Below are 14787 nucleotides of genomic sequence, written 5' to 3'. Positions count from 1 at the left end.
CTCAGCCTTCAGGCCTCCAGCTGCCGCTGTTGGTTGCCGATCACCAGGAGCAGCAGGCTGATCGCCCCCAACAACGCGACCAGCAGCGCCACCACGAGCATCGTGCCCGCCAGGCCGCTGGCGTAGGAGCTGGTGATCACCTCGATGGCCTTCGACGGGGCCCCATGGCTGTGGGTGAGCACGCCGCTGCTCAGGGCTGCCCGCACCTTGGCTTCCAGGGCGGGGATCTGCTCCGGCGTGGCGCCCAGCTGGAGCAGGCGGTCCCGCAGGCTGGCAAAGCCAAAGCCATTGACCAGGGCCCCGCTGGCGGCAAAGCCCAGGGCAAAACCCAGCTGACCGGTGGTGGTGCGAAAGGCGGTCACCGATCCGAAATAGCGCTGCGGCGCCTCCTGCACAAACAGGGCCGACTGGGGCACCGACAGGAAGGCCAGACCCGTACCCACCAGCAGCAAGGGCAGGACGAACGAGGCGTAGGGAGTATCCGCACGCACCCCCGCCAGCAGCACAAGCCCCAGCACGAGAACGAGGATGCCGCCCGCCATCAGCTGGGTGGTGCGACGCCCCGGCGCCATCAGCCGGCCCGCCACCACACCGCCGGCGGCAAAGCAGATCAACAGCGGCAGCTGAGCCAGAGCCACCTGGCTGGTGCTGTAGCGCTGCACCGTCTGCCAGAAGTTGCTGGTCTGCAGCTGTACCACCGCCTGGGCGAAGTTCCAGGCGATCCCGCTCACGATGGCGGCGGCAAAGCAGCCGCGGCCGTAGAGCCCCACCGGAAAGATCGGCTCCTGGCGGCGGCGCTCGATCCACAGGTGCACGCCGAACACCGCCACACCGCCCAGGGTCGGGAGGAGGAACTGGGGCGCCGTGAACCCGCTCACCGCATGGCTGACCCCACTGAGAAACAGCACCATCGCCAGAGCGATGCTGACCAGGCCTGGCCAGTCGGCCCGCAGGGCCGCGTTGGCGGGCATGTCGGGCAGCAGCAGCGGCACCAGCGGCAGACACAGCAGCGCGATCAGGGGCACCAGGCCGAGGGCCAGGCGCCAGCTGGTGTCGGCCAGCACACCGCCCAGCAGCGAGCCGCCGATGAAGCCCGCAATGATCAGAAGGTTCCACAGGCCCAGGGCCTTGCCCAGCTGGTCGGGCCGGCTCACGCAGCGGACCGAGGCAAAGGTGAGGGCGAGTACGGCGCCCACGCCGATGCCCACCAGGGCGCGTCCCAGCAGAAACAGGGCCGCGCCGGGGGCCGCCAGGGCGATGCCATCCCCGGCGATCGAGAGCAGCAAGCTGCCCATCAGCACCTTGCGACGGCCCAGGCGATCGCCCAGAAAGCCCATCAGCAGCACGGTGGCGGCCTGGGCGAGGGTGGAGATGCTGGCCGCCAGGGCCAGGGTGGCTCCCTGCATGTGCAAGGCCGCCCCCGCCTTCACCAGGGCCGTGTTGGCCACCGTGGGATCGATCAGCTGCAGGCTGGCCAGAACCCCCAGAAAGGGCACCGCCAGGGCGCTTGCGGATTTGTCGCTCATGCGGGGATCAAAGGGGCAGAGGGATCAGGAGTTGCCTGCAAGAAGGTGGAGGGCCAGCGGGGAGCCGGCGCGTCGGCGCGGCTGATCGCCACCAGGTGACCGCGCCGCTGCAGCGGGTGGCTCCAGGGACGGCTGGGCGCGGTGGCCAGGGTCAACCGATCGCCGGCGCGATCGAAGCGCACCGGGCCATCGGGGGCATCGGTGAGCCAGACCTCACCCTTGGCGCGGAGCAGCTCGGGGCTCAGCTGGGCGGCCCAGGCCAGCACCTGGCTGCGCTCCAGCGGCTCGAGCTGCAGCCAGGCATCACTGCGCACCAGCTGCCGTTCGCTGTGGAACGGCGGGGCGGGATGCTGCGCGCGGCTCTCGAGCTGCTGGCGCAGCCACTGCTGACGGCGTCCGGCCTCGCCTGGGGGCAGCAGATCACCCTTGCTGAACTGCAGCAGATCGACGCCATCGAACTGCTGCTGCACCAGCTCACCCACCCAGCGGTCGTGCCAGAGCGCTTCGATGCGCTCGAGATCCACCACCAGCAGCACCCGCGCCAGGGCCAGGCCGTGGAGCTGCAGCTGGCTGGCCACCCGCTCGGGCAGGGCCATGCCGCTGGTCTCGATCAGCACATGGGCCGGGGGCAGCTCGCGCCGGGCCAGCTCCACAAGGGCCGCCCCAAGGCCATCGCGGAGGGTGCAGCACACGCAGCCGCCGCCCAGCTCCAGCACCCGGCCATCGCCCTGGCGCAGCCGCTCGGCATCCACGTTGATGCTGCCCAGGTCGTTGACCAGCAGGGCCCAGCCCGGGCAGGCGCCGGCCTGCAGCCAGCCGTTGATCAAGGTGGTCTTGCCCGACCCCAGGTAGCCCCCCACCACGGTGGCCGGCACCCCGCTCAACCGCGCCAGCGGCGAACCTCCTTCGGAGACGGGGCTCATGGCTTGGCCCCCTCCCAGGAGCCATACACGCAAGCGCCGTCCTTGATCGTGGCCACCACGCCGATGTCGTTGAGCTGTTCGGGCGCGGTGGCTGTGGGATCGCCGTCGAGGATCACCAGGTCGGCCCGCTTGCCCGGAGCCAGGCTGCCCTTGCTGTCCTCTTCGCGGATCTGCCAGGCAGCCTCGATCGTGAGGGCCCGCAGGGCGGCTTCGGCACTCACCCGCTCCGATTCGCCCAGCACCACGCCCGTTCGCGTGCGGCGGGTCATGGCCGTTTCCACCATCCGCATCGGCTCGATCGGCGTCACCGAGAAGTCGTTGTGGTTGGAGCAGTGCAGCCCCAGGGCCATGGCGCTGGCCATCGGGCTCATGCGGCCGGCCCGCTCGGGCCCCAGGTTGGCGAGGTGCGTGTCGCCGAAGAAAAAGGCATGCACCGTGAAGAAGCTGGGGTGCAGGCCCAGCTCCACGTACTGCTCCAGCTGCCCCGGCGCCATGAACTGAGAGTGAATGATCACCGTGCGGTGGTCCTGCTCGGGCCTGAGGCCGGCCCGGCGGCAGGCCTCGATCATCAGGTCGATGGCGGCATCGCCGTTGCAGTGGGCAAACAGCTGGATGCCCTGGCCCGCAAGCCGTGCCACCGCCTCGAACAGCTGCTCGGGCGGGAACACCGGCTGGCCGCGCCAGTGGGCCTCGCCGTTGGGGCCGGGGGTGAGCAGCGGCTCGCCCCAGAAGGCGGTCTTGCCCTGGGGGGAGCCATCGAGCAGCAGCTTGATGCCCTGGAACTTGAGGTGATCGCGGTAGTGGCCGAAGGCGTCGCGCGCCGGCTGGGGCAGCTCGAGCGGTTGGCCCTGAAACGCCGGGAAGCGCTCGCGCAGCATCCCGGGCACCTCGAGCACCAGCGGCAGCAGCACCAGGTCGATGCAGAGGTGCCCTTCACGGGCGGCCCGCTGAAACAGGTCCAGATCGCCCGCCACCGTGGCTCCGTCCTGCACGGTGGTGATGCCCTTGGACGTGTACAGCCGCTGGGCCGCCTCGAACTGGGCCAGCCGCTCGTCGTCCGAGGGCTGGGGCATGTGCACGAACAGCGAGATGAAGGCCGTCTCCATCACCAGCCCAGCCGGCTCGGTGCTGCCGGGCCGGCGCACGATCACCCCACCGGCCGGATCGGGGGTGCTGGCGTCGTAGCCCGCCAGGGCCAGGGCAGCGCTGTTAAGAGACTGCTGAAAAACCCCTTCAAGGGCCATTCAGCCCGGGAACGCCTGACTCCGAGCCCAGTGTTCACGGGCGCTGCGCCCAGAGGTCAGACTCAAGTCATGGCGACCTCGGGACTTTTTCAGCAGGCTCTTAAGCACGGCGCCGTGGTTGGAGTTGTGGAGCACCATCACCGGGTTCTCCGGAAGCACCGCATCCAGATCGGTCTTGTCCAGGGGGCGCCCGTCGGAGAGACCGTCGACGTCGTAGCCGTAGGCGATCACCCACTTGCCCTTGCCCACGGGACGGCGCGCCACGTGCTCGCGCAGCACCTGCTGCAGGCTGGCGATGCTGGTGACGGGCCCGGCCGGCGGCCGCTGAATGTTGGCCCAGCCCACCACCTGCAGGGCATTGGCGAAGTGGCCGTGGGCGTCGATGAAGCCCGGCAGCAGGGTGCGGCCCGCCAGATCGATCTGGCGCGTGGCGGGCCCGGCATGGCCCAGTACCGCATCCTTGGCTCCCACCGCCACGATCTTCCCGCCTGCGATGGCGATCGCTTCAGCCCGGGGCTGGGAGGCCTCCATCGTCAGGATGGGGCCGCCGTGGAAGATCAGGTCGGCGGGGGTGCTGGTCATGAAGCCCGGTTGTCTGGCCCATGGCTAACCGGAGCCTGTGCGCAAGTCATCGCCCCGAGAGATCTGTTCATCGCCCAGGCGCCTGTCCTCACCCATGGCAGCACGGTGCTGAGGTCACCGGATCCCATCGTGGACGCCATCAAGACGGTGAGGGAGCACAACACAACGACGGCCATGCCTGGCTCAACGGTGATCCCCCTCGGCCCTGGCCAGGGCCGCTGCTGGATCACCACTGAGGTCGGCGTTCAGGAACGCGGGTGTTTCGGGCAGCACCAGCTGCAGATGGTTCTCGCGATGGAGCTCCAGGCTCAGCTCATGGCTCTGCAGCTCCAGCACATGACCCGCATGGCGGTGGTCGTCGCTGAGCAGGTGCAGGTGGTAGCCCGGCACATTGATCGTGCGGGCAAAGCTGGGCGTCCAGAAGCCCACCAGGGTGCCGGCCACGGTCTCCAGCTCAAACGTGGCCTGGGCGCTGGTGGCGCTCACGAGATCCACGCCGGCCTCGGCCTTGCAGGCCACGCGGTAGCGGATCCGCTCGAACACCCCACGGAGACGGATCGCCACAAACAGGTTGGCGTTGTCCCGCAGTCCGTCGAGCCGTGCGGTGAGATCGCCCCAGCTGGCCACATGCTTCAGAACCTCGCGGTGATCGGCTGAAAAGCGGGTCGCCACCCAGAACGGGGCGAGGGCATCGGCCGGGGCCTGCCGCACCGTGCCATCGCCGCAGGCCTGCCAACAGGTGCCATCCAGCAGGATCCCCTCGCCATCGAGGCCATCGAAGGTGCCCAGGCCGAAATCGCCGTGCTGCAGCACCTCAGCCACCCGCACGCATCCTTGATAGACCCCCTGCACCAGGGCACCGGAGGTGGACACCTGATAGATGGTGTGGTGCTCGAGATCCAGCGCATCGGCCAGGGCCTGGCGGATCACATGGCTGGCGCTTTCACCGGTGCGGCGGCAGCGCTCCTGCAGCGCGGCGGAAAGACCATCGCCGAGGTGAACGTTGAGGTGATGGCTGGAGTCGGGGCGGCAGGTCATCGATGCGGTCCCCTCAGTGGATGAAATCCTGATGCACGTCCTGCATCAGCTTCAGGTTCTGGGAGTAATCGATCGGAATGTCGATCAGCACCGGCACGCTCTGCTGCAGCGCTTCCCGCAGCACCGGGCCCAGCTGGTCGGCGTCGGTGATGCGATAGCCCTTGCAGCCGAAGGCCTCGGCAAAGGCCTCGACGTTGTAGTGACCGAGTTGCACACCGGCGGTCCGGCCGTAGTGGGCCTGTTCCTGGAAGGCCACCATGTTGTAGCTGCAGCTGTTCCAGATCAGGTGCACGAAGCGGCTGCCGATGCGGGTGGCCGTTTCGAGCTCCGTGGCCGTGAACAGAAAGCCGCCATCGCCCGACACCGAGATCACCGGCTGACCAGGCCGGCAGAGGTTGGTGGCCATCGCCCAGGGCACCGCCACCCCGAGGGTCTGCTGGCCGTTGCTCACCAGTACCTGGCGGGCATGGCCGGACGGGAAATAGCGGTTCATCCAGATGTAGTGAGAGCCCACATCCAGCGCCAGGGTGGTGTCAGATGTCACCACCTGACGCAGCTCGTGGATCACCCGCAGCGGATGCAGGGGGGTGCCGGAGAGCTGGGCGCCCTCGTCGGCCGTGGCCTGCAGCTCGGCGGCAGCACGGTCGCCGCAGCGGCGGAAGCTTTCATCCACCTGCACCTGCAGCAACGGCGCCAGGGCCGCGAGGCTGGCACCGATGTCGCCGATCAGCTCGGCAGCGGGCAGGAAGGCCTGATCCTGATCGGGGGCCAGGGCATCGATCACCACCAGCGGGCGCGATGCGCCCGTGTTCCAGAGGCTGGGGTCGAACTCGACCGCATCGAAGCCCACCGTGATCACACAGTCGGCGCCATCGAGCAGGTGATCCGCCGGTTGGTTGCGGAACAGACCCACCCGGCCGGCGAACTGCTCCGGTGCCACCCAGGCGCCGGCCCCCTGGAAGGTGGCGCAGTAGGGCAGGCCGCTGCCGCGCACAAAGCGCTGCAGGGCATCGGCCATCGAGGGCTGCGAGGCCTGCATGCCCAGCAGCAGCAGGGGCTTGCGGCTGGCATTGATCAGCTCAGCGGCCCGGTGGATCTCCGTTGAAGCCGCTGGCCCCTGGCGGATCGGCCGGGCCCAGCCGGTGGAGAGCTCGCCCGGATACTCGGCGAGGCCCACATCCTTGGGCAGGCCCAGAAACGCCGCCCCCGGCCGGCCGCTTTCGGCCGCCCGCACGCCATTGGCGAACACCTCCGGCAGGCTGTGAATGTTGAGGGCCGACTGGGCATATTTCGTGACTGGTCGCATCACATCCACCCCGTCGAGGGCCTGGTGCGTGTGCTTGAAGCGATCGTCGAGCGGCACCTCCCCGCCGATGGCCAGCACCGGATCCCCTTCGGAGGTGGCGGTCGCGAGTCCGGTCACCAGATTGGTGACCCCAGGCCCGGAGGTGGCCAGGCAGACGCCCACCGTGCCCGTGATCCGGCCCATCGCCTGGGCCATGAAGGCGGCGTTCTGCTCGTGCCGACAGAGCACCAGCTCGATCGAGGAATCGAGCAGGGCCTCAAACACACTGTCGACCTTGGCACCCGGAATCCCGAAGACATGCGTGACCCCATGCTGCTCCAGCAGCTTCACCAGAACCTGGGCGCCGTTCATCCAAAGCATTCGGCTATCGGCCAAGCATGTCGATGGCGTGTCATCAGGGCAATCCCGGATGTCACCTTGTTACAAGTCGGCAAGGGCGACAAGGCTGAACACAATCCCGCCGTCCTGGCGGCCCTCTGCCGAGATCCATGACCCTGCACGACAGCACAGGTCACAGCCTCTCGGAGGAATGCATCAAGGGACAGCGAACTCGTCATGACGGACAACCCAACCGGGGAGTACACCAACAATCCACCTGTTGCTTATCATCTCGCCACGGCAGGGAATGACGCCAATCTCCGTGCATCTCCACCAGCTGAGATGAACGTCAACGGCCTCCTGATGCCGCCGGTGAGCAGCGGTGGAGGAATGCATGGCTTACCAGGCGATTTTCTCTCCGCTTCACGCTTGATTCGCGCGTTGCTGTTCAGCCGCTCAGCACCGACCAACCTCACCACATTGACAACAATCCAGACCTGCGCAGTCTCAACTTTGATCAACTCCCCCGCGACGGTGGCAAGATCAAAGTGATGCTCCTCAATCAGCAAACGCAGATCACCGCGCTCCAGCCCTGAAGCTGGAAGCTCATCTCACTGGCAGATCACCCGGATGGCCGGCCACCGGATCAGCCGGCGCCGGCAGCAGCTCAGGCATCGGACCGGTCTCGGGCAGGGGCTCGCCGCGCTCGGCCAGATGGGCCAGCAGCCAGTTCACGGCGGTCGCCCGGCGGGTGCGGCGCGGGTAGAGCTCGCCGATGCGATAACCCGCAAAGCCCAGCTGCTCCTTCAGCAGCTGTTTGTGCTCCTTGGCAATCGAGCGGGTGAGTGCCACCGCGGGCGGCCGCTGGGCGATGAACTGGGGCTCGATCGGGAATGACTCCCGCCAGGCATCGCTTGCAGCCGGGCCCGCGCTCCAGGTGCCGGAGCCATCGGGCGCATACCCCAGGCGCGGCCAGATCAGTTCACACACGAAGCGGTCGCTGAGCCGATCAGCCAGCACCGCCTCCAGCAGCGCCCGGCTGAGGGGGTAGGGGACGGGGGTGGTGGCGGCCTGATCGGGAGCCATCGGCCTGAAGCATCACAATCGGATCACCATGATCACCGCCCCCTCCCCCCTGCGCGGCCCCCTGGCGCTGCCCGGCCACGGCCGTCCGCGCAGCCTGCGCTGCCGGGTGCTGCAGTCGCCGCTGGCGGGGGTGAGCGACCGGATCTTCCGCGGCCTGGTGCGCCGCTGGTGCGCCGATGCGCTCCTGTTCACCGAGATGGTGAACGCCACCAGCCTCGAGCTGGGCCATGGCCGCTGCAAGGTGGAGGACCTGGCCGAGGAGAGCGGGCCGATCGGCGTGCAGCTCTTCGATCACCGGCCCGCCGCCATGGCCGATGCGGCCCGCCGCGCCGAGGACGCCGGCGCCTTCCTGATCGACATCAACATGGGCTGCCCGGTCAAGAAGATCGCCCGCAAGGGGGGCGGCAGCGGCCTGATCCGCGAACCCGATCTGGCGGCCCGCATCGTGGACACGGTGGCCCGGGCCGTGAGCATCCCGGTGACCGTGAAGACGCGCCTGGGCTGGTGCGGCAGCGATGCCGAGCCCGTGGCCTGGTGCCGCCAGCTCGAGCAGGCCGGTGCCCAGCTGCTCACCCTGCACGGCCGCACCCGCGAGCAGGGCTTCAAGGGCCGGGCGGACTGGCAGGCGATCGCTGCGGTGAAGCGGGCGCTGCGGATCCCGCTGATCGCCAACGGCGACATCCACACCCCCGAGGATGCCCTGCGCTGCCTGGAGCTCACCGGTGCCGACGGCGTGATGGTGGGCCGGGGCACGATGGGGGCCCCCTGGCTGGTGGGCCAGATCGATGCCGCCCTCAGCGGCCGGCCGGTGCCGCCCACCCCCGGCGCCGCCGAGCGCATCGCCCTGGCCCGCGAGCAGCTGCTGGCCCTGGTGGCGGCCAAGGGCGACCACGGACTGCTGATCGCCCGCAAGCACATGGGCTGGACCTGCCAGGGATTTCCGGGGGTGCCCCAGCTGCGTCATGCCCTCATGCGCGCCCCCACCCCCGCCGATGCCCTGGAGCTCCTGGAGCGCGCCCTGGCCGATCAGGGCAGCACGCCCTAGGGCAGCACAGTGGGCCAGCCCTGGCGGATCAGCAGCAGGGAGAAGTAGGGCGAGGCTGTGGCCGCCACTTCGCGGGCTGGGGCCACCAGCGCATCCGGCCAGCCCACCCGCTGGGCGAAGAGGGCGTGCTCCAGCAACCCGCGCCGCTGCAGAAGCGGCTGCACCCAGGCCCAGCGATGGCCCAGCTTCAGCAGGGCCAGCACTTCGGCACCCGCGGCAGCGCGATCCAGCAGGACCTCCAGGGCTTCCGGCGTCTCCGGCGTGGGCCGGATCAGCAGGCCCTCCTGCTGCAGCGCCAGGGGCCAGGCACCGGCTGCGGCCGCGGCTGCCGCGGCACTGACGCCGGGAATCAGCTGCACCGGCACGGCCGGATGGCGTTGACGCAGGGCCAGCAGCACGTAGGAGCTGGAGGCAAACAGCGACACATCCCCTTCGCAGAGCAGCACCACCGATCCGCCCTGGCCAGAGGCCTCAACCGTGGCGGCCGCGAGGGTATCGGCCGCGGCGTGCCAGGCCTGCCGCAGCGGCGCCGCGGCGCTCACCATCGGGAACAGCAGCGGCAGCTGCCGCTGCTCTGGGGTGATCCAGGGGGCGGCGATCGTGGCGGCCATGCCACTGGCGCCGAGGCGGGCCACCGGGTAGGCCACCACAGTGGCAGCCCTGATGGCCTCCACGGCCGCCACCGTGAGCAGGCGGGGATCGCCTGGACCCACCCCCACCAGGGTGAGAGCCGCTGGGGTGTCCGGCGGCAGGCTCGACGGGGGGGACGTGGCCGGCAGCGGCACGGGCATCAGGCGATCAGCGCCGATCTTTCTAGGCTGGAGCCACGTCAATCCCTGGACCTGATCCTTGAGTCAGCTGAGCCTCTACCCCAGCACCCCTGCCCAGGGAAGCCCCATGCCGGAGCTGGTGACAGGGGATGAGCGGCTGATTCAGCGCGCCCTGGCGGAACGGGGCATCCGCTTCGAGCGCTGGCCTGCGCGCCAGGATCTGCCCGATCAGGCAGGCCAGGCGCAGATTCTCAGCCTCTATGCCGCCGAGATCGCGCGGGTTCAACAGGGGGGCACCTACCCCACCGTGGATGCGATCCGCATCACCCCCGACCACCCGGATCGAGACTCCCTGCGCCAGAAATTCCTGCAGGAGCACACCCACAGCGAAGACGAGGTGCGCTTCTTCGTGGAAGGGCGGGGCCTGTTCTGCCTGCACCTTGGTGATGAGGTCGTGCAGATCCTCTGCGAACGCAACGACTGGATTGCCGTGCCGGCCGGCACCCGCCACTGGTTCGATATGGGGGAGGCTCCGTCGTTCTGCGCCCTGCGCTTCTTCAACAACCCGGAGGGCTGGGTGGCCCAGTTCACCGGTGACCCGATCGCCGACCGCTACCCCAGGTTGGACGAACTGGCGTGTGGAGGGTTCGAGGAACATGATTTCGAGAGTCGCCCCATTCCCTCCGCTCGCGGTACCTGATCACACCGTAGTCGGGTTCACTGAACTTGTTCAGCGCTTCCCCCAGCACGATTCCGAACGTCTTCAATGGTCTTGCTTTGCAGCATCTGCGGCTTGGTCACACCTGTCCAGATCAGTCAGTTGAACGGCAACTTGTAGTGTCGCTGCTCCAGAAGTAACGGCTTAGGCAATGTTGATGCTCAGCCATTCGTGCCCAAAATATACAGAAAGCAGATTGGATCAATCGACGGCTTGAAGGGCCAGTGAGAATTCGTCACTGGTTGACATCGTGCCCGGCTAGGCAGTGGATGGAGTTTGTATGTTGACAGAATTATTGTGTGTGAACTTCTATCTGCGGGAAATAGGCATCAGGGGAATGGTGGTTAAACACAAAAAAGCCTATCGGTGATTGTCAACGATAGGCTAAAGCCATGATTTTGTCTCGAAATCCAGTCTTGGCAGGCGGGCTGATTGTCTGAGTCAAGACTGGTTTTCGCTTCGGGGTGCTGATACCCCAGGCTCATCCATCAATTTTGACCAGGCTGAATCGGACCAGGACCCTTTAACCCAACCTTGGCTCCAATCTTGGCAGCGATGGCGATCGCCTGATTGTTCAGCTTGACAGATTCTCCCTGATGACTAGGGCGAGCCAGAAGGCGGAAGCCATGAAGTTTGACATGATCAAGTTGAAGAGGCTGCATCAGAACCCAGAAGAGGCTGACCAATTTTCGGACAATCTCCCTCGCTTGTCAATCAATCGATCGCTCCAAACCGTGACTGTCTCCTGATTCCAGCTGAGTTGATCCTGGCCGGATTGGACTTCCCCGTTGCGAAGAGCGTTTTCCAGTATCGAATGGATCTCCATTCGGATGGCTCACCACGTAACAGAAACTCACCAGTTGACTTCTGATTTCATGAGACTGAGTCTGGTTCCCATCGGATGTCAAAGGGGCGTTACCATAGCTCCTATCATTCTATCTGATTTGCATCTTTATTCTCGATGGAAGACTGCCGACCTGCCCAGCCCCGCGATGGCGTAGATAACTCTTGGCGGGACAGAGCACGATTACCGTTAGAAAACAAGTGGTTCCCGATAGTGGTGATTGAGCCCATGCACTGCAGCATTAAACTGCTAGGGCTTTCAATTGGCCTGAAGTGGGGTTGGTTGCGTCAAGCATGACAGGGGTAATCCTTCGTGGCACGGCGCCGTCCGGGCTCCATGGCCATCTCGATGGGTTTGATCAGCCCAGCAGGCACATCGTGCTCCAGTGGAAAGCCCCGCAGTCTCTTCTCGACCATCCTGCGAAGACGCTGGCCACCCTTGAACACTGGCTGCGAGACGCCTTCAATGTTCAGCCTACTACTCTGAAAACGAAGTCGAAGTTCAGTGCATCCAAACAAGGGGCCAGTTTGGAGCGAGCTGCCTGGCACATTCTTGAGCTCGGCAAGGTGCTGCTTCAGATGTTGGAAGTTCCCGTGTTCCAGTCAGGAATGATTCATCACGTTCGCAAAGATCATTCCCAGTCAGGTTTGTGGAACATTCGAGCAACCACTGCCGTTCTTGACCATTTCCCTGAGGACGTCTATTACGAGTGCTACTTTCGCGCAGCTCGCATCGTCTCTTTCATGGCAAAAACCAAGCCGGACAGCGGCGAAATTGCCAAGCTTCAATCCAGGCTTAAACATCAACATATTGACCAGATGCAAGGGATGATTCCACGAGGAAGGTCTACATATCCCTTGCTTTCCTATGCTTATAATCAGCGAATTCCATTTCGGCATCTTGGAGAGGGGGTCTATTCGTTGGGATGGGGCTCCCAGCGCCGCAGGATTCGTGGCGGTGGTATTGACAAGGATTCAAGTATTGGGGCTATACTCAGCCACAATAAAGCTTCAACCATTCGAGTTCTGAGTGCGGCGGGTCTTCCTGTTCCTGTCCAGCGGACGATTGATTCTGAAGCAGCTGCTTTGGTTGCCGCCAGGGAGCTTGGATGGCCTGTCGTGCTCAAGCCAGCCGATCGCGATCGAGGGGAAGGCGTCACGATCAATATTCGAGAACCTGGTCAGCTGAAACGTGCCTGGCAGGAGGCACGTCATTTTTCGAAGCGCTTGTTGTTGGAAGGTCAGATCTCCGGTCTCTGTCATCGTCTTCATGTTTGTGATGGTCAACTCATCAGCGCCTGGCGACGTCGACCCAAATCCGTTCGGGGTGATGGCAGCCTCACTGTGAAAGAATTGATTGACCGCGCCAATGCTGAGCAACAAGCCTTGCCTCCTTGGAAGCGGTTGAAGCCATTTCCTTGCGATGATGTTGCTGTAGGGTGCCTCGCGGCCCATGGTCTCACGCTTGATTCAGTACCTGCCAAGGATGACTGGGCTCCTCTGAGGCCTTTCAATGCACCAGCTTGGGGCGGTGTGGTGGAGGACGTCGATCAATTGATCCATCCTGACAATGTTTCTCTGGCCATTGAGGCTGCAAAGCTTTTCGATCTGAGCAATGCTGGAATAGATTTGATTACAACTGATATCTCAGAACCCTGGTATCGAAACGGTGCGGCGATTAACGAGGTTAATCATTCTCCCCAGTCTCCTGATAGCCCACAGTTGCTGGAGAAAGTCTTCGCCAGCCACTTTCCCGCTAATGGACGAATCCCAATTGAGGTCTTTGTTGGCAGAAGTGCCGCCTGGGATAAGGCTTTTCAGAAACAGCAGGAGTACAACTCCTCAGGTTTTCCTTGTTGGGTGACAGATCATCAGCGCAGCGTCGATTGCTCAGGTCGCGAGCTGCACCTGATGGCGCATGGATTGTTTGATCGATGTCATGCTTTGCTTTGCCGCAAGAATGTTGGCGCCCTCATCGTGGTGGTTTCCGATCAAGACTTATTCTTGACGGGTTTGCCATTCGACCAGCCCGATCATCTTCAGATCGTGGGGGATTGGCAACCGTCGCCAAACGACCGATCATGGACAACGTTGCTCAGTTGGATGCGGCCGAAGTTGGATTCACCCATTGTTGATGAGTCTGAGTGAGGGATGAACAGCCTGTGCTGCACTCTCTAGGAGAGCACGCCCAGTCATTGTTAGCATACCGTGCTCCTGAATCACCCCCATACCATTGTCAAAGTTGTGACGATTCTCGGCTTTGGCCTTCTGCGCTTTGGCACAACTATCAGCATCCAGGAGGTTGGATTGAAGAAGGGTGTCCATGGCAAAATACATGCGGGCTGATACCCAAGTGGCGTGAAAGATGCCATCCATCGGACGAGGGTCTCTCCTGAGTGGAGATGGGTAAAGATCCTGATCCGAGTTGGTTGTCAGCGGCTCTTCAATTGTGAAGCCATACAATAGTAAATGTGCGGCTTCATGAACCAATACTTCCAATAGTTCTACGATGGACCTTTGTCGTTCGATATTAATGAAGAGCGCCCCCCAAAGCATGTAGCAAGAGCCTCCATCAAAAATGTACGAATCGTTGGGGTTTCCACTCACCATCACTAGCTGGGTGACGAGAGCAGCAATTTCGCCAGAAAGATCAGGGCTGACTCGGTCTAAAAGTTGCAGCGCGGCATGGAGATCATGCAGAAAGCTCGGCACTCTTTCGTGATCGGGCGGTTGGATGGAAAGCTCATCCGTGCCTCCCGTGCCCATCAATGCGGCATACATGCTGAGATCAGGAGCCAGAGAGGGATCATCCAATCCGATGACCTGCATGGATTCAAGTGGCGAGTGGGAGGCCGCCAGTCGGTTCCAGATTGTTGTTGCTCCCTCTTGATCTCCTTCAGACAACTTGAGCACGAGCTGGCTGTACAAGCCGAATGGAACAGGTCCAAGCCGAAGTCCTTGTTTCAGCCCATGAACCAGTCCATCAATGGAAGATGGGTCCACTTTCAGATGCTCTGCGCACACGTCTGAAAGATAGGCAAGGCTGTCAGCCAGGCTGCGCCTAAATGCGCGGTCGATATTGAGGGCTCGAGAAGCGTCAGGTGGAAAGTGAAAACACATGAATGCAAAGGCCTACAGGCTCTTTTGTAGTTTAAGCGCATGTAGGCTCAGATCAATTCTATGGCTTCTGGCGTTCTTGTTTGGTGTCTGGACTTGTTGGCCTGGGAAGTGAATCCCGTTGTCAATCGGGGGATGGGGTTGGAGTTGGCCATATCGGTCCCTTTTCGCCGATCTTTGCTCCGATGGGAGAACTGAGGCAGAGAGGGGAATCGGTTGGCTCGCTGGCCTCGCTGGCCGTCATGGCACAGCTGCGAGAAGCCAGGCGAAA

The 14787-nt window shown here is 64.2% G+C and carries 11 protein-coding genes and 1 pseudogene; 4 read left to right on the top strand and 8 right to left on the bottom strand.

Annotated features, from left to right (window positions below; genetic code table 11):
* Window positions 1–8: 8 nt before the first annotated feature.
* The 5 genes and pseudogenes from VB777_RS15330 to alsS form a co-directional block, all read right to left on the bottom strand.
* Window positions 9–1526 (bottom strand): MFS transporter, encoded by a 1518-nt coding sequence (locus tag VB777_RS15330; RefSeq protein ID WP_323249993.1) that lies wholly within the window; start codon window positions 1524–1526, stop codon window positions 9–11.
* Window positions 1523–2449 (bottom strand): CobW family GTP-binding protein, encoded by a 927-nt coding sequence (locus VB777_RS15325; protein WP_323249991.1) that lies wholly within the window; start codon window positions 2447–2449, stop codon window positions 1523–1525. The genes VB777_RS15330 and VB777_RS15325 overlap by 4 nt, the downstream gene beginning before the upstream one ends.
* Window positions 2446–4224 (bottom strand): annotated as a pseudogene (locus tag VB777_RS15320) (amidohydrolase). The gene VB777_RS15325 and the pseudogene VB777_RS15320 overlap by 4 nt, the downstream one beginning before the upstream one ends.
* Window positions 4225–4458: 234 nt before the next feature.
* Entirely contained in the window at window positions 4459–5313 is an 855-nt protein-coding gene (budA, locus tag VB777_RS15315) for an acetolactate decarboxylase (protein ID WP_323249989.1), read from the bottom strand.
* A 13-nt stretch (window positions 5314–5326) separates the two neighbouring features.
* Window positions 5327–6970, bottom strand: coding sequence for an acetolactate synthase AlsS (gene alsS, locus VB777_RS15310; protein WP_323249987.1), 1644 nt, complete (start codon window positions 6968–6970; stop codon window positions 5327–5329).
* 204 nt (window positions 6971–7174) lie between these two features.
* Here alsS and VB777_RS15305 point away from each other — a divergent pair, with 204 nt between their 5' ends.
* Window positions 7175–7489: a linear amide C-N hydrolase gene (locus VB777_RS15305; protein WP_323249985.1), complete on the top strand. Its 315-nt coding sequence runs from the start codon at window positions 7175–7177 to the stop codon at window positions 7487–7489.
* A gap of 54 nt (window positions 7490–7543) precedes the next feature.
* Here VB777_RS15305 and VB777_RS15300 read toward each other — a convergent pair whose 3' ends face one another.
* Entirely contained in the window at window positions 7544–8023 is a 480-nt protein-coding gene (locus VB777_RS15300; protein WP_323249983.1) for a DUF1823 family protein, read from the bottom strand.
* A 28-nt stretch (window positions 8024–8051) separates the two neighbouring features.
* Between VB777_RS15300 and dusB the strand changes: the two genes are divergently transcribed.
* Window positions 8052–9068, top strand: a complete 1017-nt coding sequence (gene dusB, locus VB777_RS15295) for a tRNA dihydrouridine synthase DusB (RefSeq protein ID WP_323249981.1) — start codon at window positions 8052–8054, stop codon at window positions 9066–9068.
* Here dusB and VB777_RS15290 read toward each other — a convergent pair.
* The gene (locus VB777_RS15290) at window positions 9065–9787 is read right to left on the bottom strand and encodes a precorrin-2 C(20)-methyltransferase (protein ID WP_323250022.1); all 723 of its coding nucleotides are present in this window, start codon (window positions 9785–9787) and stop codon (window positions 9065–9067) included. The genes dusB and VB777_RS15290 overlap by 4 nt on opposite strands.
* A gap of 130 nt (window positions 9788–9917) precedes the next feature.
* Between VB777_RS15290 and VB777_RS15285 the strand changes: the two genes are divergently transcribed.
* Window positions 9918–10538 (top strand): 1,2-dihydroxy-3-keto-5-methylthiopentene dioxygenase, encoded by a 621-nt coding sequence (locus VB777_RS15285; RefSeq protein ID WP_197154490.1) that lies wholly within the window; start codon window positions 9918–9920, stop codon window positions 10536–10538.
* A gap of 1239 nt (window positions 10539–11777) precedes the next feature.
* Complete coding sequence (locus VB777_RS15280) at window positions 11778–13547, top strand: hypothetical protein (RefSeq protein WP_323249978.1); 1770 nt, start codon at window positions 11778–11780, stop codon at window positions 13545–13547.
* Here the strand turns inward: VB777_RS15280 and VB777_RS15275 are convergent.
* Window positions 13521–14519, bottom strand: coding sequence for an aKG-HExxH-type peptide beta-hydroxylase (locus VB777_RS15275; RefSeq protein WP_323249977.1), 999 nt, complete (start codon window positions 14517–14519; stop codon window positions 13521–13523). The genes VB777_RS15280 and VB777_RS15275 overlap by 27 nt on opposite strands.
* Window positions 14520–14787: the final 268 nt, after the last annotated feature.

Source organism: Synechococcus sp. CCY9202 (assembly GCF_034931685.1).
Lineage (GTDB): Bacteria > Cyanobacteriota > Cyanobacteriia > PCC-6307 > Cyanobiaceae > CBW1002.
This window is presented reverse-complemented; position numbering and strand designations above follow the sequence as displayed.

Bases quoted from the DNA above. Each gene is read 5' to 3' on its own strand.
- VB777_RS15330 (WP_323249993.1), bottom strand. From the start codon at position 1,526: ATGAGCGACAAATCCGCAAGCGCCCTGGCGGTGCCCTTTCTGGGGGTT.
- VB777_RS15325 (WP_323249991.1), bottom strand. From the start codon at position 2,449: ATGAGCCCCGTCTCCGAAGGAGGTTCGCCGCTGGCGCGGTTGAGCGGG.
- budA (WP_323249989.1), bottom strand. From the start codon at position 5,313: ATGACCTGCCGCCCCGACTCCAGCCATCACCTCAACGTTCACCTCGGC.
- alsS (WP_323249987.1), bottom strand. From the start codon at position 6,970: ATGAACGGCGCCCAGGTTCTGGTGAAGCTGCTGGAGCAGCATGGGGTC.
- VB777_RS15305 (WP_323249985.1), top strand. From the start codon at position 7,175: ATGACGGACAACCCAACCGGGGAGTACACCAACAATCCACCTGTTGCT.
- VB777_RS15300 (WP_323249983.1), bottom strand. From the start codon at position 8,023: ATGGCTCCCGATCAGGCCGCCACCACCCCCGTCCCCTACCCCCTCAGC.
- dusB (WP_323249981.1), top strand. From the start codon at position 8,052: ATGATCACCGCCCCCTCCCCCCTGCGCGGCCCCCTGGCGCTGCCCGGC.
- VB777_RS15275 (WP_323249977.1), bottom strand. From the start codon at position 14,519: ATGTGTTTTCACTTTCCACCTGACGCTTCTCGAGCCCTCAATATCGAC.